The sequence below is a fragment of the Pyruvatibacter sp. genome (assembly GCF_040219635.1).
Classification (GTDB): Bacteria; Pseudomonadota; Alphaproteobacteria; order CGMCC-115125; family CGMCC-115125; genus Pyruvatibacter.
In genome coordinates this window covers 1-20,798 of record NZ_JAVJSC010000011.1, presented here as the reverse complement: position 1 = coordinate 20,798, position 20,798 = coordinate 1, and the positions used below count along the sequence as shown (strand labels likewise).

Below are 20,798 nucleotides of genomic sequence, written 5' to 3'. Positions count from 1 at the left end.
GAAGCGATCACATGTGCCGAAGTCATGCGGCTGGTCTCGATATTGCCTTTCCGCGACTTGATCGCGGAATCCAGGGGCTGCTTGCGAGGGCAGTGCCCGTCGCTCTGGGCCCCGCGATCAAGTCGCGGGGAGGCAATGTACGTGTAGCCACCTACGTCAGCGGGCAGCCTTGTACCGTGATGCGGTGCATCACGCGGCGCTGGCCGTTGTAGTCGTTCAAGGCCCAGTGCCAGGTGGCGCGGTTGTCCCAGAAGGCGATGGAGCCGGGCTTCCACACAAAACGGTGGGTGTATTCGGGCCGCGCGCATTGCGCGAAAAGCTGCTGCATCAGCGGGCGGCTTTCTTCTTCGGTCCAGCCTTCGAACCTGACGGTGAAGGCGGGGTTCACATACAGCGCCTTCTTGCCGGACAGGGGATGCGTAACGATGACCGGGTGGATTACCTCCGGCATGGCGTCGGCTACATCCGCGTTTTGGATGCGGCCGTCGTTCTTGCTTTCATGGTCCAGCGCTGCGGCATCGGTCTGGTTGTAGTGGGTGTCGGGTGCGGTGCCAAAAATGTGCGCCGCTGAATGCACGGCGCTGAGCGAGCCGAGCATTTTCTTGAAGCCGTCGCTCAGGCCGTCATAGGCCGCATACATGGATGCAAACATGGTGTCGCCGCCGGTTTGCGGCAGCTCGCGGGCAACAAGGATGGAGCCCATGGCGGGGTCCTGATCGTAGGAATGATCCGTATGCCAACCACCGCCGATATTATCCTTCTGATCCACATCCTTGGAGACCATGGCAATTTCGGGATAGTCCGGGTGGGCGGCAAAAAAGCGGTTGATGTCTATTTCGCCAAACTTGCGGGCCAGGTTGATGTGGTCCTGCTCGGAAATGCTCTGATCGCGGAAGAAGATCAGGCCATGATCTGAAAACGCCTTGTGGATGGCGTCGAACTCGGTGTTGGACAAGCCCCTGGCGATGTCCACGCCGTGAATCTCCGCGCCAACGCCGTCAAGCGGGCGTACGTCAACTGCCGTCATGATCTTTGCTCCTGAACCCTGATGTCGCGCGGCCTTTGGGCCGTCCTGTTTTGATGGTGTCCATTAGAGCACGGCATCACCCGGTTTTCTACCGGCGGCGGTATGCCGGTGAGCTGCTTTTCAGACCACGCGGTTAAGCTCTTTGGCGTCAAGAAAAGCATCAATATTGGCGCGGGTTGTTACCAGAATGCGCTGCATGGCCTCGCGGGTGTTGAAGGCTGAATGCGGCGTGATGACCACATTGCGCAGGTGCAGCAGCACATGGTCCGCCAGCAGCGTTTCGAGGTTGTGGCGGCGCATATAGACCGAGCGCAGCAGCTCTGCCTCTTCGCGGATGGTGGGTTCTTCGGGCAGCACGTCGAGCCCGGCACCGGCGAGCCTGCCGGTAGCCAGCGCCTTGAGCAGTGCATTTACGTCAATAAGATTGCCGCGTGCGGTGTTGATGAGCACGGCTCCCATTTTCATCTTGTTAAAGGCCGCCTCACCAATCATGTGGTCCGTGTCCGCACCGCCGGGCACATGCAGCGAAATGATGTCGGCGGTGGTGAGCAGTTGATCCAGCGACACATACTCAAAGCCCATGCTGCGGGCCGCATCCTCGTTGGGGTGAGCGTCATGGGCGATGACCCGCATGTTGAACCCGTTGGCAATGCGGATGGTGTTGAGGCCGATATGGCCGGTACCGACAATGCCGATGGTTTTGCCCATCAGGTCAAACCCCTGCAGGCCCGCCTGGCTGAAGTCGCCGCGCCGGGTGCGGTCGGTTGCTTCCACCATTTTGTGCGAGACGGCGAGCAGCAGGGCAAACACATGTTCAGCGACCGTGTTTTCGCCATAGGTGGGCACGGTGGCCACGCCAATGCCGCGCCGACCGCAGGTGTCGGCGTCGATATGGTCATAGCCGGTGGAGCGCGTGGCAATGAGTTTGAGGTTTGGCAGCGCCGCCAGGGTCTCAGCCGTCACGCTGGAATACACAAATGGTGAGATGATGTCGGCGTCTGCATAATCGGCTGCGTTTTCCGGTTTGAGGCGCTGGGGCACAAAGGTGACGTCGTGGTCCACCGCCAGCGAGCGCAGCGGCTCCATCTCCCATTCTTCTGTCTCGAAGACGACGATCTTCATCCCGACACCGTCCTTTGCGCAAAGGCTACCGCGCGGCAACCGGTGGTGCGTTTGCCTCGGCTTCGGCAACCGCATGTTTGGTGCGGATAAAACTGTCCGGCGTCACCGACATTGAGTTGATGCCCGCCTCCACCAGAAATTTTGCAAATGTTGGTTTGTCGCTTGGCCCCTGCCCGCACAGGCCCACCTTGCACCCGTTTTCATGTGCGGTGGCAATCACCATTTCGATCATGCGGGTAACGGCAGGGTTTTCCTCGTCAAACAGATGCGCGAGCAACGCTGAATCCCGGTCCACGCCCAGCGTCAGTTGGGTGAGGTCGTTGGAACCGATGGAAAAGCCGTCAAAGCGCCGGGAAAACTCGTCCGCCAGAATGACGTTCGACGGCACTTCGCACATCACGTAGATCTCAAGCCCGTCCTCGCCGCGCACCAGGCCGTGTTCGGCCATGATGGCAAGGACTGAATCAGCTTCCTCCAGTGTGCGGCAGAACGGGATCATCACAACAACATTGGTGAACCCCATCTGCTTGCGCACTTTCGCTAGCGCCCTGCACTCAAGCGCAAACCCGTCGGCGTAGTTTTTGGAATAATAGCGACTGGCCCCGCGCCAGCCGATCATCGGGTTTTCTTCCCTGGGCTCGAACTGACGCCCGCCGATCAGCTCGGCATATTCGTTGGTCTTGAAATCGCTCATGCGCACGATGACCGGGTCGGGGTGCTGCGAAGCTGCAAGCCGTGCCACGCCATAGGCCAGCGTATCGACAAAATAGTCGGGCTTGGATGCGTAGCCCTCAGTCATTTTTTCAATTTTCCGGCGTGCGGATTTGTCGGTCACCTCGTCAAAGCGGGTGAGCGCCAGCGGGTGGATCTTGATGATGTTGTTGACGATGAACTCCATGCGGGCAAGGCCGATGCCGTCCGCCGGCAGCCGCCACCAGCGCAGAGCCGCAGAGGGTGTAGCCATATTGAGCATGACGCGGGTCTTGGTGTCGGGCAGGTTGTCGAGGCTCAACGCCTCGGCCTTGATCTTGGCGATGCCCTCGTAAATGCGGCCTTCATCCCCTTCTGAGCACGAGACGGTCACGTCCATGCCGGTCTTGAGCACGCGCGTGGCGTTGTGGGTGCCGACGATGGCAGGCAATCCAAGTTCACGGCTGACAATGGCGGCATGGCTGGTGCGGCCCCCATGATCCGTCACAATGGCGGCAGCGCGCTTCATGATCGGCACCCAGTCCGGGTCGGTGATGGTGGTGACAAGCACCGCCCCGTCCTCAAACTTAGCGATGTCGCGCGGGCTGGACAGGTTGATGACCTTGCCCGCCGCAGCCCCTGACCCTACTGCCAGCCCACCGCAAATCTGCTTGCCTTTGTTCTTTATACGGAAGGTTTTAAGGTCGGTTGCTTCGGCGCGCGACTGCACGGTTTCAGGGCGCGCCTGCACGATGGCGAGGTCGCCGCTCTTGCCGTCCTTGGCCCACTCGATGTCCATCGGGCAGCCATAGTGCTTTTCAATGATAACGGCCCAGCGCGCGAGTTTCAGCACTTCGTCGTTGCTCAGGGTAAAGCGCGTGCGCTCGTCAGCCTTGGTGCGCAGCCACCTGGTGGGTTTCTTGCTGCTTTTTTTGCCATGCGTATCGGCATAGACCAGCTTTTTCTCCTTCGTGCCCAGCGTGCGCTCGATGACGGGCACCAGCGCGTCATCCTCAAGCAGCGGCTTGAACACCATGTATTCGTCCGGGTCGGCAATGCCCTGCACCACCGCTTCGCCCAGACCCCATGCCCCGGTGATGAGCACCACGTCCGGGAACCCCGTTTCAGTGTCGATGGAAAACATCACACCTGCCGCCCCGCGATCGGAGCGCACCATGCGCTGCACGCCGACAGACAGCGCGACCTGCAAATGGTCAAACCCGTTGTTGTTGCGATAGGTGATGGCCCGATCAGTGAACAGCGACGCATAGCAGCGGCGCACATGCTCCAGCAAAGAGGCTGCCCCCTGGATGTTGAGGTAACTTTCCTGCTGACCGGCGAAACTCGCTTCGGGCAAATCTTCCGCCGTAGCCGACGAGCGCACGGCCACGTCGGGCTTGCGCTTGCCTTCGCGGTTGCCAAGCTCGCGATAGGCGTCTGATATGACGGCCTCCAGTTCGGCGGGCATCTCGGCTTTCAAAAATGCCTTGCGGATTGTCTTGCCAACCTCTGCAAGCTCCGCCTTGCCCGCAGCCAGAGCGCGGGTTTGCTTGCTGATGATCTTGTCGAGTTTGTTGGCAGCCACAAACATACGGTAGGCATCGGCTGTGGTGGCAAAGCCGCCGGGCACATCCACGCCCATCGCGGAAAGATTGGCGATCATCTCGCCCAGGGATGCATTTTTGCCGCCGACGCGCGGCACGTCGTTCACGCGGGCATCTTCAAGCCACAGGATCATGTCCTGTAATGGTATTTGTCGGGCGGGGCGGCGAGCGGCCATGGGTACGATACATCCCTTTGTAGCGTTGCCCGGCCAGTGGCGCGGGCTTCGATTCCTGTCTTTGACAGGGCAGCAAAGAAACATGTCACGGCCATGACATGGCAACCATGACTTAGCGCAAGCGGTGGGGGGTGCCGGTGGGATGCGGGCTAATCGCCGGTTTTCTGCGTCGCAAGCTGGCGGCGATGCTTCATTGACAGCAGCGACGCCGGTACGGCGGCGACGAACGCAATGGCGGCGCCGATGGCAAAGATCGTCGGCAGGCTCATCACGTCGTCAGGCAACGTCAGCAACACGCCGAACAGGCTGAGGCCGAATGATGAGCCGATTTGCCCGGCCAGACGGCTCATGCCTGATGCCATACCGAATTGCGACGACGGCACTGCCGTGGCGATGATGGCCGCGAGCGGCGGCATGGCGATACCGTGACCAATGCCCTGCAACACCAGCCCCAGCAGCAATATGGGAACGCTGGTGACATACACACCCGCCGCAACAAGCACCAGGCCACCAGCCTGCAGCAGCACGCCCAGGACCGTGCCCAACCGCTCTCCCCACTGGGTGGCGATGACGCCGCCAAGGGGGGATGCAAGGGTGAGGCTGACCGTGCGGGTCAGCATCAGCACGGCAGCGACGGATACGGAGTAGCCAAAGTGGTCGATCAGTACCAGCGGTGTCGCAATCAGGGCCCCCAGATACGACATCTGCAAAAAGAAATTGCAGATGACAGGCGCATTGAAGTTGCGGCGCAAAAAGAGCGCGGGCGGCACGATGGGGTCGCTGATGGAACTTTCATACAGCAGGAATACGCCAAGGCCGACAAAGCCAAGAATACCTGCGCTGACCAGCCACGCAGTAGAGACGCCAGGCTCGGCAAACGCGCCGATGACAAACAGAAGGCACGACAGCGCGACGAGCAAAATGAGATTGCCCACATGGTCGAACTTTGCGGGCTGGCGTTCGGTTTCCGGCAGCACGCGCCATGCCAGAATAACCGCGCCGATGCCGGTGGCTGCCTGGAGCAAAAATACAGAGCGCCACCCCAGCAGCTCCACAAACGGGCCGCCGAGAATGAGGCCAAGGGCTGCTGCGCCCGGCCCGCCCATGGACCACCAGCTAATGGCCTGGGTGCGGTGTTGCGGGGGATAAACGTGAAACAAGATCGCCATGGCCGAGGGGCCGGTTGCCCCCGCCATCACCATCGATAACACGCGAAACGCAATCAGCGACCAGATGTCCCACGCGACCATGCACATGAACGCAAAAACCGTTGAGCCCAGAATGCCGCCGATGAAAATACGCCGGTGCCCAAACATATCGCCCAGCTTGCCGATCAATGGCAGCGCTGCGGCAGACACCAGCATGGGCGCTGACACGGTCCATGCGGCGAAGGCTTCACTAACGCCAAAATCGACCGCAATGAGGTTGAGCGCCACTGTCAGGATGGTGAACGGAAACCCGGTCGCCAACATGCCGATCATTCCCGCCCACAGTACCTGCTGGGCTTTCTTTGGGTCATAGACCGGAGGAATGTGGGTGATGTCGCTCATTTGGCGGCTGCGATCGCCTCGTCGGCCGTAGCGGTCGCGTTGAGGATGAAATACGCCGTCAGTGCCGGATCCTGCATCGGCATGAAGTGGCTGAGATGCGGCAGATGCACGTCGCGCGCGTTGGCAAACTCGGTGTGGAGCTGGTCCCAGGTGGGCGAGATGGCAAAGTCCATCAACTTTTCATCACCCGGTGCTCGCCCCTTGGCACGCAGAATTGTGACGGGCACCTTGATGGCGTTCAGGCGGCCATACAGGCAACCGTTGACGCTGCCGATATAAACCGATGCTTCCACATGCGGCGGGCAGGCAAGCGCGAAACCCTCACCGTCCGGATGCGGACGAATGCCATAGCGGCAATAATCTTCAAGCGCCTGCGGCTTCCACAGCGAATAAGGGTGCCGGTCCTTGAAGCGGTCATACATCTCCTGCCAGTCGCGCCATTGGTCGCGGCGCTTGCCGACGGGGTGCTCTGCCGGGTCCATCAGCTCTGCCTTGCCATCTGTGGCGTAGCGTTCCGGTTCCATCATCACCGGGTCAACCAGCAGCAGACGTTCAAACATATCAGGATGCGCGAGCGCCACCTGCGACATGCAATGTGCGCCCATGGAGTGACCAACACCGATGACGTTTTTGAGCGCCAGATGGTCCAACAGCTCGCTGACATCATGCGCCACCAGCGACCAGTCCAGCAGCAGGCCTTTCTTCTCGCTCAGGCCATGCCCGCGCATATCCACCGAAATGATCCGATAGCTGTCGGGAAGATGCCTGACGGTTTCATCCCACACGCGGGCATGAAAGCCCGTGGCGTGCACAAGCACGACCGGCTGGCCATCAGGGTCGCCCCACTCCCAAAAGGAAATGCGGGCTTCAGAGCCATCAAAGAAAGCGTGGCGGGGGTCGGCGTGAGGGTAAGACGGCATGGGACCTGGCAACGTGGTGACAAACAGCGCACGGTACGCATAAGCGCGCGCACGCTGCGTACCACGTTCACAACAGATGCCGATAGGGCGCGCGGCTGCGACCTGTTATGCGCGCGCCCGTCAGTTGGCTTTATTCATACACAAACGCTGCGTCATTCACGTCGATGGCGGGGAGCTGGTCGCGTTCAATCCAGTAGTCCTGATTGTGCTGCCATTCGGGTTTATCGCCACGTTTGGGGAGCAGGTGCATGTTGCGCATCAGGTAGCCGGGGTTGAAGTTTTCCGGGTCTATCCAGTCCAGAATGGGCATGTCCTTGTCTTCGGGGCGCAGCGCCACAGTCACTTTTCTGGCGTTGCGTTTGTCCATGTTTTTCAACAGCTTGCAGACAAAATCACCGACCAGATCAACACGCAGCGTCCAGCTTGCACGGAAATAGCCGAACACCCACACCATGTTGGGCATCCCCGTAAACATCATGCCCCGATAGGTGATGGTGTCGCTGAACGCCATCGGTTCGCCGTTGATGGAAAACGTGATGTCTCCGAGCACACACAGGTTGAAGCCTGTGGCGGTGACGATGATGTCGGCCTCCAACTCCTCGCCGGACTTCAGCAGAATGCCTTTTTCGGTGAAGCGCTCGATCTCGTCAGTCACCATGGAGGCCTTGCCCGCCTTGATGCCCTCGAACAAATCCCCGTCCGGCACGAATGCCACACGCTGACGCCACGGGCGGTATTTGGGTGTGAAGTGTTTGGCAATGTCGTAGTCCGGCGGCAAAAACTCCTTGATGCCCTCAAGCAGTTCTTCCTTCACGACCTCAGGCTCTTCAAACGCACGACGGGTAAGTTCAGCCTGATTGTACAGCACGGCGCGGCGGGTGATTTCGTGGATCCATGTTTCGTCCACCTCAAGCACGCGCAGCAAATCAGCAAGCTCGTTTTCGTTGCGGCCGGGCACAAAATATGTCGGTGAACGCTGCAACACCGTGATGTGCTCACAGTCCGGCGCCATGGCGGGCACGATTGTGGCTGCCGTCGCGCCGGAGCCGATGCAGATCACTTTCTTGCCTTTGTAATCGTAGTTTTCAGGCCAGGTCTGCGGGTGAACAATGTCGCCCTTGAACTTGTCCATGTCCGGCCAGTCAGGCGTATAGCCTTCCGAGTGGCGATAGTAGCCTTGGCACATCCACAGGAAATTGCAGGTAAACACCAGGTCTTCGTTGGTGTCGGTGCGCGTGGCGTGCAGCGTCCACTGCTTGTCTTTATCGGACCAGTCGGCGGAGAGGATCTTGTGGTGGTAGCGGATGTGCTCGCCGATGCCATTTTCACCGATCACCTCGCCCATATAGGTGCGGATTTCTTCGGCCGTCGCAATCGGGTTGCCGGTCCACGGCTTGAAGCGATAGCCGAATGTATAAAGGTCACTGTCGGAGCGGATGCCGGGATAACGATGCATCCACCAGGTGCCGCCAAAATCTTCAAGCGCTTCCAGCACAACGTAACTCTTGTCAGGGCACTGGTCCTGAAGGTGGTAGGCCGCGCCGACGCCGGAAATGCCGGCACCGACAACAAGCACATCAAAGTGCTCGGCTTTGCCGTTTTGGGGGCCATTTGATGATTTGGGGTTGGCCCGGGTGAGGGGTGCGGTATCTGGCATGTGTCTGCTCCCTGGATATGCTTTGGTCGGGCGCTGTATGCAGGCTGCGCGCCCATTTTGATTTCAGGGTCAGCCTGACGCAATCTGACAAACTGTCAAATGACACAAATCAACTTGCGGGCCGTCGGGGTGCATCAGGGGTGCGGCGGCGCGTCCGCTTGAACGGACAAGGGCGGGCTGATACCCGTTAAAACATGGAAACACTTACATTACGCCGCCCGGACGACTGGCATGTGCACCTGCGCGATGGCGAGATGCTGGCGCTCGCCGCCAACTTTACCGCCCGGCAGTTTGCCCGCGCGATCGTCATGCCCAATCTTGTGCCGCCCGTCACGACGGTGGCCGCCGCAACCCACTACCGTGACCGCATTCGCCACGCCGTGCGGCCTGACCATGGCTTCACACCGCTGATGACCGCCTACCTGACCGACGACATTGATGCCGACGAGATTGAGCGCGGTTTTCGCGAGGGCGTGTTCACGGCGTGCAAGCTGTACCCGGCGAACGCCACCACCAATTCGGCGGCAGGCGTCACGGACGTTAAAAAACTGTCCGCGGTGTTCGAGCGGATGCAGACCATCGGTATGCCGCTTTTGATCCACGGCGAGGTCGTGTCGCCGGAGATCGATATTTTTGACCGCGAGGCGGTGTTTCTGGAGACAACGCTTGGCCCGATGCTGAAAGATTTCCCGGCGCTGCGGGTGGTGCTGGAGCACATCACGACGGAAGACTCGGTTGTGTTTGTTAGCGAGGCCGGGCCGAATGTTGCCGCCACCATAACAGCGCATCATCTGCGCATAGACCGCAACGACATGTTTGCGGGCGGTATGCGGCCTCACGCGTATTGTTTGCCCGTTGCCAAGCGGCGCAAGCACCGCGAGGCGTTACGCAAAGCCGCAACGTCGGGCAACCACAAGTTTTTTCTGGGTACGGATTCAGCGCCGCATCACAAATCAGAAAAAGAAAGCGCCTGCGGCTGCGCAGGCATTTTCAGTGCACCTGTGGCGATTGAAAGCTACGCGCAGACCTTTGAGGAGGAAGGCGCGCTGGCAAAACTTGAAGGCTTCGCCTCCGAGTTCGGCCCGCAGTTCTATCGCCTGCCGCTCAATGACGGCACCGTCACCCTTGAACGCACCGCCCATGCAGTGCCCGACGTGATTGAGGACGGACACATCGCAATCGTGCCGTTCCACGCAGGCGAAAGCATTCACTGGCGGCTGGTGGACTAGCGCATCAACCGCGCGGCCCTGAACGCGATGGGGGCCAGACCCGTCATGTAAAAGCCCAGAATGGTGCCGCCGACCCAGCCGGTGACGTCATCTGACAGCCCAAGGGATGTTCCCGCCGCCTCGATTGCATCGCGCAGCACAAACAACACGACGATGCCTGCAACTGCCATGATGACCATCTGCCACCACGCCGACCGTGCGCGGTCAGGGGCCAGACGCGTGTCGAGTGCCGCACCGGCCAGCCAGCCCGCCAGCATGAACATCACGGAGAGGATCGGCCCGGAGCCTGTATGGGTTGCACGGTCTGCCGCTTCAACGGCGGTTGGCCAAAGCGCTGCAATAAGCGGCACAAGAGCAAACACCAAAATGAGCTGAGCAACCGGTGCCCGGCGTAGCGCCATGACAAGGGAGTTTGACGGCGACACCAACCAGGCAAACAGCGCAAGCGTTAGCAGCGCCAGCGCCGTGCCGGTCAACACGTCGTCCACATCATGCACGCCCAGATACAGACGGCTGAAGCTGACGCCGACGGCAAGCACAATGCACACCCCCCACATCCACGGGCGGCGCACTTCATAGGCCAGCCACAGCCACATGACGACAGCAACCTGGGTATGCCCCGACGGACGGCCGGGAGAACCTGTCACCTGTCCGTCGAGCTGGATTTCAGCCGGAGGTCGCGGATCCTGCCAGAGATCCTTGAACCAGCCGTTGACGACAGCAGTGATGGCAACAAGCGCAGTGAGACGGGTGAACATGGCCCGGTCCCACAGCCAATAGCCGATGGGCAGAAAGATCAGAAAGAACGGCGCGTAGCCCAGCCACGTGAAGCCCTTTGCGATAGGCGTCGCCCACTCGCTGCGCAGCGGCAGCACCCATTCCATTGAGTACAAAAAAGCATCCATTGGTCCGCACACCCCCTATTGCACTGCAAAGCAATGCCGATGGCGAAGAGCGGCGTGCTTATTGTGTTCTCCGGCTATTTGATGCCGGCTGACTGAAACGCTAGCACAGCAGCCGCTGCCAGCGAAATATCAGCTTCCGCGGCGGTTGACCGGCCCGCGCCTTACCTCGGCAAAGCGGTTGTCTGCGGTGCGCTTGCGCGCCTCCACATCATGCGGGGTCACAGGCTCATGGCAGTGACTGCAATGCAGCATACCGGCAAAGTCGTGGCCGCAGGTTGTATGGCGGCGCAGAATGGGCGGACCGGCGGCATCTGAATAATGTTCGTCGCCCCAATCAAGCAGCGCGACGACGGCCGGATAAAGCCCCATGCCCTTGGGGGTCAGCCGGTATTCAAAGCGCGGCGGCCTCTCCTCATATTGCCGTTGGGTGAGCACACCATGCTGCTCAAGCAGCCTGAGCCGGTTTGCAAGGGTGGTCCGCGAAATGCCCAGCCGCTTTTGAAAATCTTCAAAACGACGCACACCGAGAAAAATGTCGCTCAGAATAACCAGCGTCCAACGGTCACCCAGCACGACAGACGTGCGGGCCATGGAGCACTGCTCATTCGGCAGATCATCCCATTTCATTTGCCGCTCTCCTGACGCTGATGTGCCGCCGATGCCCAACCAGCACCAAAGCCAATGCCCGGCTTTGTATATAAAGCCCGGCTTTGTATCCCGGCTTTGTATATAGTGCAGTCCCTCGACTCAGTCCAGTTATTGGACTAACCTGATTTCGTAGCCGGTTCGTTCCCTCATCCAGATCAGCATTGGACACAAACGCCATGCCCGCAGCAGCCCCCTTCGACCCCGAAGCCATTGCCACGGCGACGTTCAAAGAGCGGCCGGTACGCGCGGGCGTAACAACAAAAAAACTCATATGCGCCGCCTGCGACATTGCCTGCACGGTTGTGGGTGAAGTGCAAAAGGGCCGCGTGACCAAAGTCAGGTCATCAGACAACCCGATCTTTCGGGACAATATCTGCATGAAGGGCATCATCGCACCCAAGGGCCTTGCCCACCCGAACCGCATTCTGCATCCGCTCAGGCGGGTCGGCGAGCGCGGCTCAGGCGAGTGGGAACAGGTCACGTGGGATGACGCCATGCGTGACATCGGCACCCGCCTCAAGAAGGTAATCGCCGATCACGGGCCGGAAGCCTGGGCTGTGTCCACCAGTCAGTGGAACACCGCAACAGACCACGGGCTTGGCCGCCGGATCATGAACCATGTGGGCTCGCCAAACTGGATCAGTGGTGTGGCGCTGTGCGCGGGTAACACCGCCGCCGTGAACCGCTTTACCTATGGGTGGTTTCCGTTCGGCGACTTTGCCAACACCAAATGCATTGTGCTGATGGGGCACAATCCGCGTCGCCATAGCTGGACGCCGCTCTACAACTCAATCCGCAGTGCGCAGGCGAAGGGCGCCAAACTCATTGTCATGGACCCGCGCCGCAGTTCGAGTGCTGAACGTGCGGACATCTGGTTGCCCCTCAAGGTGGGCAGCGATGCAGCCATGATGTTCGGCTGGCTCAAGGTCATCATCGACGAAGAGCTGTATGACAAGGAGTTCGTCAAAAACTGGACCATCGGCTTTGAAGACCTGAAGCAGCGCGTAAACGAGTTTCCGCTTGAACGGGTTGCAAAGCTGACCGGCTGTGATCCTGAAATGATTGCCGAAGCCGCCCGCGTGTATGCGACCAGCGGTCCGGCGATCATTCCCTGGACGCCGATTACGGATATGCAGCGCAACAGCACCTCAGGCATCCGACTGCAAACAATCCTTCGCTCCATTTGCGGCAACGTGGATGTGCCCGGCGGTGAGCTGTTGCAGGGCTTCAACCCGGACATCATCAACGAATCCGAAATTGAAATGCACGACGTGCTGTCGGACGAGCAAAAAGCCAAACAGCTTGGCTCGAAAGAGCATCCTGCTTTCACGTATCGCGGGCAGCTTCCTTTCAGGGAGCCGACAAAGCGCGTGTATGGCCAGGAATACGCCAACCTCGTGATGGGCTGCCACATGGCCACGCCGTCCGCCACCTTCCGCGCCATGGCGGGCGAAGGCGAGTATCCGGTAAAGGCGTTTTTCTTCCTCGGCAACAACCCGCTGATGAGCTTTGCCAACATGCCGCTCATTCAAAAGGCGATGATGAATCAGGATCTGATTGTCGCCCATGAGCAGTTCATGACGCCTTCCGCACAACTTGCCGATTATGTTCTGCCTGCGGACAGTTGGCTGGAACGGCCGTGGCTGCACGATATGTTCGGGTGGATGTCAACCGTGCGGTTTTCTGAACAGGCCATGGAACCGCCCGGCGAATGCCGCAGCACGTTTTCGTTCTGGAAAAGCATTGCCGGCGCACTCGACCGGCCGGAGCTTGTACCCTGGCAAACGCTTGAAGACTTTTATGACTATCGCGTGGCGCGTACCGGCAAGACTTTTGGTGAGCTGGTGCAAACCGACGTTTACTTCAAGACGCCCGCCTTCAAGACCTATGAGCAAACCGGCTTTGCCACACCCAGCGGCAAGGTAGAGCTCAAGTCATCCATCCTTGAAGATCTGGGGTTTGATCCGCTTCCCTACTTCCGGGAAGACCCGCCCAAGGACGAGAATTATCCGCTGCTGATGTTTACCGGCGTGCGCGAGGACGGGTTTTTCCAGACCGGGCACAGGCATATTCCCGAAATGCGGGCCCGCCACCCGGAGCCGGAAATATTTCTCAACGAAAAAACGGCGCGCGCTGCCGGTGTGAAAGAGGGTGAATGGGTGACCGTTGAAAACCAGTTGGGCCGGATCAAGGCCAAGCTGGCGATCAAGGATGCCATGCCCGACGATCTGGTGCGTGTGCCGCATGGCTGGTGGAAACCGGAAATGCAGCAAGGCATTGGGCACTTAAGTGGTGCGCTGGACTATAGCGACGCACAACTGTGTCGGGATGACCCGGACTTTCTCGACCGTGAGCAGGGCATTCCCCATATCAAGGGCATTCCATGCCGCGTGGCACCGCTGGCGGATGATGCAGAGGCAAAGGCAACCAACGAAGCACGCACCATGGAGCCTGCAGAATGACCGCTACGGACAAGCAGATCCGCGCCCAGCAGCGCAGTGCGCGACTGATGGTCTGGCTGGCGGCACGCAGTTCACGCAACACGTCGTTTCTCGACAAATTGTGCCGCGCCATTGTGGTGCGGGCAACCGCTGTTGACCCGGAAAAGGACTTCATGCGCGACGAACTGATTGACAACGATGAAGGGTTTGACCCGGACGAACTGGAACGTTATCAGCGCGGCGAAACCGTTTAGGGAGCGCAGACCCAACGCCCGCCTTTCGTGTTTGTGCGTTGATGTGGCCCTTGCCGGTTGCTAGCCTTGATCTTTGTTGGCTCATCAAAACGGACAATAAGAAAGACAATAAGAAAAATGAAAAAGCTGCTCCTTGCCGCTGTCTCGCTGGTTGTACTTCTGGCTGCCATCGTCATCATTCGCACGCTGATGTTCACGCCTCCTGAGCACGAGGCAACAAACACCATTACCCACGCGCCGGATGCAGACGTCCTGGCGGGGCACCTGGCTGAGGCCATTCAGTTTCCAACCATCTCGCGGCAAGACCCGGATGCGGGTGACGTTGCCGCTTTTGATGGGTTCATTGCGTGGTTTGAGGCCACCTACCCCGCAGCGCACACCGCGATGAACCGCACACTTATTGCTGACCACACTATTTTGCTGGAATGGCGCGGGCGTGATACGTCCGCCCGGCCGGTGTTGCTCACAGCGCATTACGACGTGGTGCCTGTTATTCCGGGTACGGAGGACCAATGGGAGCAGCCCCCTTATGCGGGCATTATCGCCGACGGCTATGTATGGGGACGCGGTGCGCTGGACGACAAGGGTGCCATCATTGCGATGATGGAAGCCGCCACCATGCTGCTGGAGCGCGGCTTTCAGCCGCAACAAACAGTGTATTTCAGCTTCGGCCATGACGAGGAGATTGGAGGACGTGTGGGTGCGGCAAGCGTTGTTGAATATCTGCGCGAACGCGACATTCAGCTAGCGTGGTCGCTGGACGAAGGTTCGTTCGTGCTCGACGGACTTATTCCCGGCCTCGACAAGCCCGTGGCGATGATAAACGTCGCTGAAAAGGGCTACGTCACCATTGATATTGTGGCGAGTGCGACAGGCGGCCACTCTTCCATGCCACCGGGCGATACCGCTGTGACGACACTCGCGGCCGCGCTGGTGAAACTGCGCGATGCGCCAGTGCCCGGCGGGCTGGATGGCGTGTCGGGTGAAGCCTATTCAAGCCTTGCGCGGCACATGCCGTTTACCCAGCGTATGGCGTTTGCCAACCAATGGCTGTTTGGCGGCATGATTGAAGGCATGTTGACGCGGCTTCCCGCGGGCAACGCCATGCTGCGCACCACAACGGCGCCGACCATGCTGTCGGCCAGCATCAAGGAGAATGTGCTGCCGATCACGGCGACAGCAACCGTCAACTTCAGGCTGCACCCGCGCGACACGGTGGACAGTGTTGTGGCGCACGTGGAAAACGCCATTGGCGCGGACAACATTGAAGTGATCGCGCGGCGCGGCAACAATGCGTCGCCGGTGGCCAGCACAACGTCAGCGGGCTTTGAAGCAATGGTTGCCGCAACCCACGCTGTGTTTGGTGAGGTGGCCATCGCGCCGGGACTGACGGTGGCCGGCACAGACAGCAAGCATTATGCGCTGGTCGCAGATGATGCGTACCGCTTTCACCCCTTTGTGCTGGGGCCGGACGACATCACCACCATTCACGGCACCAATGAAAAAGTGTCAATTGCCAATCTGGTGTACGCCACAGACTTTTACATTGAGCTGTTGTCGTCACTCGAAAGGTACACCGCCCCTTAGCTGAAGCTGATGATGCGGCTCATCTTGTCGCGGTCGATCTTCAACACGTCGCCGCCTTTTTTGATATAGCGACGCCACGCAATGGCGATGGCGTTTTGTTTGGTGGTGGCCAGCGGGTGCCTGCGCGGATGATAGCGCCTGGAGAAGGTGGGCAGGCAGTGCCACACCATCTGCCCTGCGGTTGCCGCCACAAACCACGTGGCCTTGATCGCCTTGCCGGGGCTTTTGAAATAACCCTCGACGCGGCACATGTGAAAGTAGGCAGCCAGCAGCTCCTTCACGATGTGGAGCAGCGCCACCAAAATCATGTATTTGCGGTACCACTCCTGCTCACCATACAGCGCCTTGTACACCTCAAAGGCTACGGCACCGTGTTCCACTTCTTCCACCTGATGCCACACCCACAAAGCCTTGATGGTGGGGTCAGAATCCTGAAGCCACTTTTCGTAGTTGGCGAGAATAATCATGCCGGCCAGAAACGTGAATGTTTCATAGCCCGACGTGAAGCCGACCAGGCGTTTGAGATCGTCGGTTTTGGCACGGTGTGTGAAGAACACACGGGCACGCTCATCAAGCTGCGCGACGCGCGGGTAACGGGTGGCCAGTTTCTTGTTGAAGGCCAGAAAGTTTTTGGCGTGGTGGGCTTCCTGCCCGGTGATGGCACTCATGTCGGCGCGCAGACGTTCATCAGTGATGTGCTTCTTGGCGGTGGACATGGAGCGGATCAAGTAACGCTCGAAATACGGCACATGCACACCAAACGCATTTATGTAGATCGAGAACTCCGGCGACGAGCGGCTCCACACAATTTGTTCCGGCGTCAGCGCCTCCACGTCAAACTCAAGCGGGCGCACCGGGATGTCGTCCATCGGGTGCTCATCGCTGCTGATGGTTGGCGTTGGTTGGGGTTGAATTGCGTCGGACATGATAATGTTCCGTACAGGGAGTTTAAGTGTTGTTATCGCTTGGCACGGCGCGCAGCATGGCCACCACAATGACAATCAGCACGATGGCCACAGCGAAGGCAGGCAGGAACGCCAGCGGCGCGGCCCAGCTTGCCTCACCCACCGGGTTGTCGCCCAGCGACAGACCGCGATTGGGCGTGAAAATACCGAAGATGTAAAAGAACGCATTGCCCCAGACCGTCAGCACCAGGCCGATGGAGATGCGGCGCACTGCGGCGGCGCTGAGCGTGAGATACGGAATGAGCAGAGCAAAGACGATGGCCATGATGCCATTCATGATGCTGCCCACATGCACCGCGCGCCATTGTGATGGCTCGCCGGGAATGGCGTAGTCAAACACGATGGGCAGGGGCGAAAGGGAGATTTGCCCCAGCGCGCTGAACGCCAGCATGAAGCCGCCGACAAGGCCGAGCAGGCAAATGATGAGTGCGTGGCGAACGACCAGGCGCTGGTTTTTGTCGAGTGTCATGCGGTGTCTCCCCCCGTATTTTTGCAAAACGCTATACCCGGAGGGGGCCATCGACCACCCCGAAGTAAAACACGGATTTGAACTACGCACTTTGGCCAGTTGCCGCGCGACTCAAAGGCTAGGAATCGCCCGCCTTTTTGGTGGATTCCCGCTCAGCCCAGCCAAATATGCCCTTTGACATCAACGACAGTTCGGCCTTGCGGCGGGCACCATATATCTGCGCGCGGGCCACGTGGGCGTCGCGGTTGTCAGGCTCCGCCAAAGCTGCCGCCTCAACAAGATGACAGGCGAGGCGCATGTCGGCGTCTTCGCCCGTTTGCGCCAGCGCCTGCGCACGAGCAATGACGGGGGCGACGCCACCGGCCAGCGCGACAATTTCCTGCGCCAGCATTGCGTCAGGCGCTGGTTTGAGGCGGGACGGGTTGCCATCGTACCAGCCGCCGTAGAGCCGCCATACATTGTGCAGAATGAACTCCGGCTCGTCGTACACGGGCTTGAGATAGGGCTTGTCGATGAAATGGCCGGGGAGTTTGACGTTGTGCAGCACATCGTCAAACCGTGCGCCGTTGTTCATCATTTCAAGGGCCTGATGCACCAGCGTTTCAAGGGCTGTGGCAATGGTATCAAGCACCGTTGCAATGCGTGCCTTGCCCTCGATCGGCAGGCCGTGGGCGGGCAGCAGAAGCTCAGGCTCTTTCGCTGCCATATCGCGCAGGGCCTTGGCCCACTCCAGCGGATAGCGCTGCACTTTTTGCGGGTTACCCGCATTGGGAAACACCCAGGTGACAAAATCACCGGAGCAAATGGCCTTGTGTTCGGGAATCCAGGCCCACAGATGGTCGTCGGTTTCGCCAATGGCGTGGTTGAGCTGAAACGTCAGGTCGCCCGCGCGCAACGTCATGGCATCACGAAAGGTCGTATCCGGATCAACCCACGGGTCCGGGCCAAAGCGGCGCGGCTGCGGTGTGCCGCCTGCGTTTCCATTTCCACCGCCGCCCATCTTGAGCTCCGATGCGGGTGCAAACTGGCGCGCATTGATGGTGAAGTTGTAGCCGTTGGTCAGTTCGTAGCGCCTGAAACGGGGCGACACATTTTCGTGGGCCACAACCTGCGGGCGGGTGTGGCCCTTGTCGCAGGCCTCGCACAAAATGGCCCCGGTGCCGCCCACATGGTCGGCGTGGCCGTGGGTGTAGCAGATATGCGTGACGGGCTCGTCGCTCCACTTGCGCAGCGACGTAAGCACCCCACCGGCAAACGCATCGAGGCTGGTATCAAACAGCACCAGCCCATCGCCGGACTTGAGCGCCACCACATGGCTGAACGCCTCAATGAGCGCCACACCGTCGCCAACCTCGGAAAGCTCCGTCGTCGGACGGTTGATGAGACCCGCGCCTTCATACACGCCATTGTCGATATAGTGCGCAGACCGCGCCAGAATCTCGGACATTTCTCGCTCCCGGATATGGCGGGATTTCTGTGCCCACCCTTTGATCTGCAAACTATCATTAATTTGCGGCAGGAAGCGAGACTGTCGGCGTACTGCCTAGTTCAACGGAATGGAGAGCTTGAGCGAGCCGCCATATATGGAGGCATTGGTGCCGATGCCATCAAAGTTGCCGCTGATGGCCAGCGACGTGCCGCCGGGCATACGGTAGTCGAGGCCCGCCCCGGTGCGCCCGCGCAGGCCACTCACTTCCTTGGCCAGTGAGCCGTCGGAAAACAGGCCGTCGTCGCCAAACACATATGCACCGTTAAAGCTGACAGACGGTGACAGCACGTCACCTGAGGGCAACTCGAACACATAGCCGATCTGCGGGCCTGCGCTTACTTCACCCTGCGACACGGTCTGGCCGGGGATCGCCACATTGAGTGTGTTGGTAAAACTTTCCTGTGTCTCGCTCAGATAGGCGAGCGAAACAGTTGGCCTTATGCTCCAGGCACCATCCTGAAAATCGCCAATGAGGGCGCCGCTGGCCAGCCACCGGGTCGTGTCAAAACTGTCGGTGTACTGACCATTGAGACTGACGTCATTGCTGGAGCGGCCCCACGCGGCGCGCACATCAGCAAACAAAACATCGTCCAGCCTGAACGTTGCATAGGGGCCTGCCATCCAGCCGGTGCCGGTGACCTCGCCGCCATTATCGGCGTTTTGCCTGAACCAGTCATACTGCACCAGCGCGCCGACCAGAATGTCCGGCGTTACAAGCTGGTCTGCGCCTGCATAGACCACGCCGAACGACCCATCGGACTGGCGGTCATCAAAGCCCGCGATTGTGCCTTCAACCCAGAGTGTCCGGCGATCAAGATCAAACACCGGCGCCGTGTCGTCGTCGGCCTTCACGCCGGGCTGTGTGCCCCACCCCATGGCAGATGAGAACGACAAGATGTCGCCGGAGAAAGCCACCTGCACCGGCAGCGGGATTGACCCGGACAAGCCAAAGCCCGCCAGCGAGCCGCTGGCCGTACTGCCGATTTTTGTGCTGCTGAACCTGGCCGTGCGTCTGCCTGAGCCGGGCTGGTTGGCCAGCAAAAACGTGCCGCGCGCGCCGAGAAAATCAGCGATCATCCGCGAGGTCGCAGCACGCGCTTCAATGGCCACGAATGTACAGATGACGGTTTCCCCGCCGGTGAGCACGATAGTGGCGGCAGCGGTGGCAATATCAACGGTCGCCCTGCTGTCGGTGCAGGTGATGGACGTGATGCCATAGCCAAGCGACACAAGATTTGCAGCGGTCACCGTGTGCGTGCCCACGGGCACGCCGGGCACAGTCAGGGTTGCAGTGCCGCTCACGGTTGTGAGGGATCAATTGAGAACGGCAGTGGATGATGTGAACTGCGTGGTCACGTCAGGCCCGGCAATGGTTTGCACCAGCGTGATGGTGCCGCCGGCCTGGCCGGTGCCCTGAAGGGTAAATGTGTAGGGCGCTTCGTCCGCATCATCGTTGGCGATGGACACCGTAGCCGTTCGCGCACCTTCCGCAGACGGATCAAATGTCACGGTGAAAGTAGTGCTCGCAGCGGCGGCCACGTTGATAGCGGGTTGCGCGGCGACGGCAAAGTCGGCGGCGTTGACCCCGCCAAGCGTCAAGGCATTGGCCCCCAGCGTGAGTAGGCCGGTGCCGGTGTTGGCGATGGTAAAAGTGTTGGCCTGCGTGCCGGCTACAATATCAATACCGCCAAAATCGGTGTTGTCGGCTGCTGCAGGCGTTACGTCGCCCGACACGATCTCCACACCGTTGCCCCGCACGGCTATTTCAGGCGCGAGAACGGTGCCGGTGCCTGCGATGGAGAATGTGTAGGGGGTCTTGCCCGCTACGTTGTTGTCGATGGAGACGGTCGCCGTGCGCAGGCCGGCCGCTGATGGATCAAACGTCACCACAAACGTGCGCGGGGAGAAGTCAGGAATGGTCGTACTGGACGGTTGGGAGGTCACGGAAAAATCGGCCGCATGGGCACCTGCGAGGGCAACAACGGGTGTGCCGGTCAGCCCCACATTCGACGTCCCTGTGGCGTTCACCGTGAAGGTGCGGGCCACCTGGCCGCCGGTCACATCT

The 20,798-nt window shown here is 59.9% G+C and carries 17 protein-coding genes; 4 read left to right on the top strand and 13 right to left on the bottom strand.

Going from position 1 to position 20,798, the window contains the following annotated elements:
* Nucleotides 1-151: 151 nt before the first annotated feature.
* The 6 genes from RIB87_RS15350 to RIB87_RS15325 all read right to left on the bottom strand — a co-directional run bounded on the left by RIB87_RS15350 (nucleotide 152) and on the right by RIB87_RS15325 (nucleotide 8,746).
* On the bottom strand, nucleotides 152-1,027 hold the full coding sequence (locus RIB87_RS15350; RefSeq protein ID WP_350148305.1) for a TauD/TfdA dioxygenase family protein: 876 nt from the start codon (nucleotides 1,025-1,027) through the stop codon (nucleotides 152-154).
* Nucleotides 1,028-1,147: 120 nt separating this feature from the next.
* Nucleotides 1,148-2,149, bottom strand: coding sequence for a hydroxyacid dehydrogenase (locus tag RIB87_RS15345; protein ID WP_350148303.1), 1,002 nt, complete (start codon nucleotides 2,147-2,149; stop codon nucleotides 1,148-1,150).
* Between the two features lie 25 nt (nucleotides 2,150-2,174).
* Nucleotides 2,175-4,619 (bottom strand): phosphoenolpyruvate synthase, encoded by a 2,445-nt coding sequence (gene ppsA / locus RIB87_RS15340; protein ID WP_350148301.1) that lies wholly within the window; start codon nucleotides 4,617-4,619, stop codon nucleotides 2,175-2,177.
* Nucleotides 4,620-4,768: 149 nt separating this feature from the next.
* Complete coding sequence (locus RIB87_RS15335) at nucleotides 4,769-6,169, bottom strand: MFS transporter (RefSeq protein WP_350148299.1); 1,401 nt, start codon at nucleotides 6,167-6,169, stop codon at nucleotides 4,769-4,771.
* Nucleotides 6,166-7,089, bottom strand: coding sequence for an alpha/beta fold hydrolase (locus tag RIB87_RS15330; protein ID WP_350148296.1), 924 nt, complete (start codon nucleotides 7,087-7,089; stop codon nucleotides 6,166-6,168). The genes RIB87_RS15335 and RIB87_RS15330 overlap by 4 nt, the downstream gene beginning before the upstream one ends.
* A gap of 130 nt (nucleotides 7,090-7,219) precedes the next feature.
* Nucleotides 7,220-8,746 carry a flavin-containing monooxygenase gene (locus RIB87_RS15325; RefSeq protein ID WP_350148294.1) on the bottom strand — a complete coding sequence of 509 codons (1,527 nt, stop codon included), beginning with the start codon at nucleotides 8,744-8,746 and terminating at the stop codon, nucleotides 7,220-7,222.
* Nucleotides 8,747-8,940: 194 nt separating this feature from the next.
* Between RIB87_RS15325 and pyrC the strand changes: the two genes are divergently transcribed.
* Nucleotides 8,941-9,975: a dihydroorotase gene (gene pyrC / locus RIB87_RS15320; RefSeq protein ID WP_350148292.1), complete on the top strand. Its 1,035-nt coding sequence runs from the start codon at nucleotides 8,941-8,943 to the stop codon at nucleotides 9,973-9,975.
* On the opposite strand, the gene RIB87_RS15315 is transcribed toward pyrC, so the two are convergent.
* Both RIB87_RS15315 and RIB87_RS15310 read right to left on the bottom strand, forming a co-directional pair.
* Nucleotides 9,972-10,880, bottom strand: a complete 909-nt coding sequence (locus RIB87_RS15315; RefSeq protein WP_350148290.1) for a phosphatase PAP2 family protein — start codon at nucleotides 10,878-10,880, stop codon at nucleotides 9,972-9,974. The genes pyrC and RIB87_RS15315 overlap by 4 nt on opposite strands.
* A 129-nt stretch (nucleotides 10,881-11,009) precedes the next feature.
* Nucleotides 11,010-11,507: a winged helix-turn-helix transcriptional regulator gene (locus RIB87_RS15310; RefSeq protein WP_350148288.1), complete on the bottom strand. Its 498-nt coding sequence runs from the start codon at nucleotides 11,505-11,507 to the stop codon at nucleotides 11,010-11,012.
* A 197-nt stretch (nucleotides 11,508-11,704) separates the two neighbouring features.
* On the opposite strand from RIB87_RS15310, the gene RIB87_RS15305 reads away from it, so the two are divergent.
* The 3 genes from RIB87_RS15305 (at nucleotide 11,705) to RIB87_RS15295 (ending at nucleotide 15,810) form a co-directional block, all read left to right on the top strand.
* Nucleotides 11,705-13,990, top strand: a complete 2,286-nt coding sequence (locus RIB87_RS15305; protein WP_350148286.1) for a molybdopterin-containing oxidoreductase family protein — start codon at nucleotides 11,705-11,707, stop codon at nucleotides 13,988-13,990.
* Nucleotides 13,987-14,223, top strand: a complete 237-nt coding sequence (locus RIB87_RS15300; RefSeq protein ID WP_350148284.1) for a hypothetical protein — start codon at nucleotides 13,987-13,989, stop codon at nucleotides 14,221-14,223. Before RIB87_RS15305 ends, RIB87_RS15300 begins: the two co-directional genes overlap by 4 nt.
* Nucleotides 14,224-14,340: 117 nt before the next feature.
* Nucleotides 14,341-15,810, top strand: coding sequence for a M20 family peptidase (locus RIB87_RS15295; protein WP_350148282.1), 1,470 nt, complete (start codon nucleotides 14,341-14,343; stop codon nucleotides 15,808-15,810).
* Here RIB87_RS15295 and RIB87_RS15290 read toward each other — a convergent pair.
* The 5 genes from RIB87_RS15290 to RIB87_RS15270 all read right to left on the bottom strand — a co-directional run.
* On the bottom strand, nucleotides 15,807-16,736 hold the full coding sequence (locus RIB87_RS15290) for a metal-dependent hydrolase (protein ID WP_350148280.1): 930 nt from the start codon (nucleotides 16,734-16,736) through the stop codon (nucleotides 15,807-15,809). The two genes, RIB87_RS15295 and RIB87_RS15290, sit on opposite strands and share 4 nt — an antisense overlap.
* Before the next feature lie 22 nt (nucleotides 16,737-16,758).
* Nucleotides 16,759-17,244: a styrene oxide isomerase gene (locus tag RIB87_RS15285; RefSeq protein WP_350148278.1), complete on the bottom strand. Its 486-nt coding sequence runs from the start codon at nucleotides 17,242-17,244 to the stop codon at nucleotides 16,759-16,761.
* A gap of 118 nt (nucleotides 17,245-17,362) precedes the next feature.
* Entirely contained in the window at nucleotides 17,363-18,691 is a 1,329-nt protein-coding gene (locus RIB87_RS15280; RefSeq protein WP_350148276.1) for an alkyl sulfatase dimerization domain-containing protein, read from the bottom strand.
* A gap of 96 nt (nucleotides 18,692-18,787) precedes the next feature.
* A complete protein-coding gene (locus tag RIB87_RS15275) occupies nucleotides 18,788-20,035 on the bottom strand; it encodes an autotransporter outer membrane beta-barrel domain-containing protein (protein WP_350148274.1) in 1,248 nt (415 codons plus the stop codon).
* Between the two features lie 12 nt (nucleotides 20,036-20,047).
* Nucleotides 20,048-20,798, bottom strand: a 751-nt coding sequence (locus RIB87_RS15270) for a choice-of-anchor D domain-containing protein (protein WP_350148272.1), incomplete at its 5' end; no start/stop codon positions are given.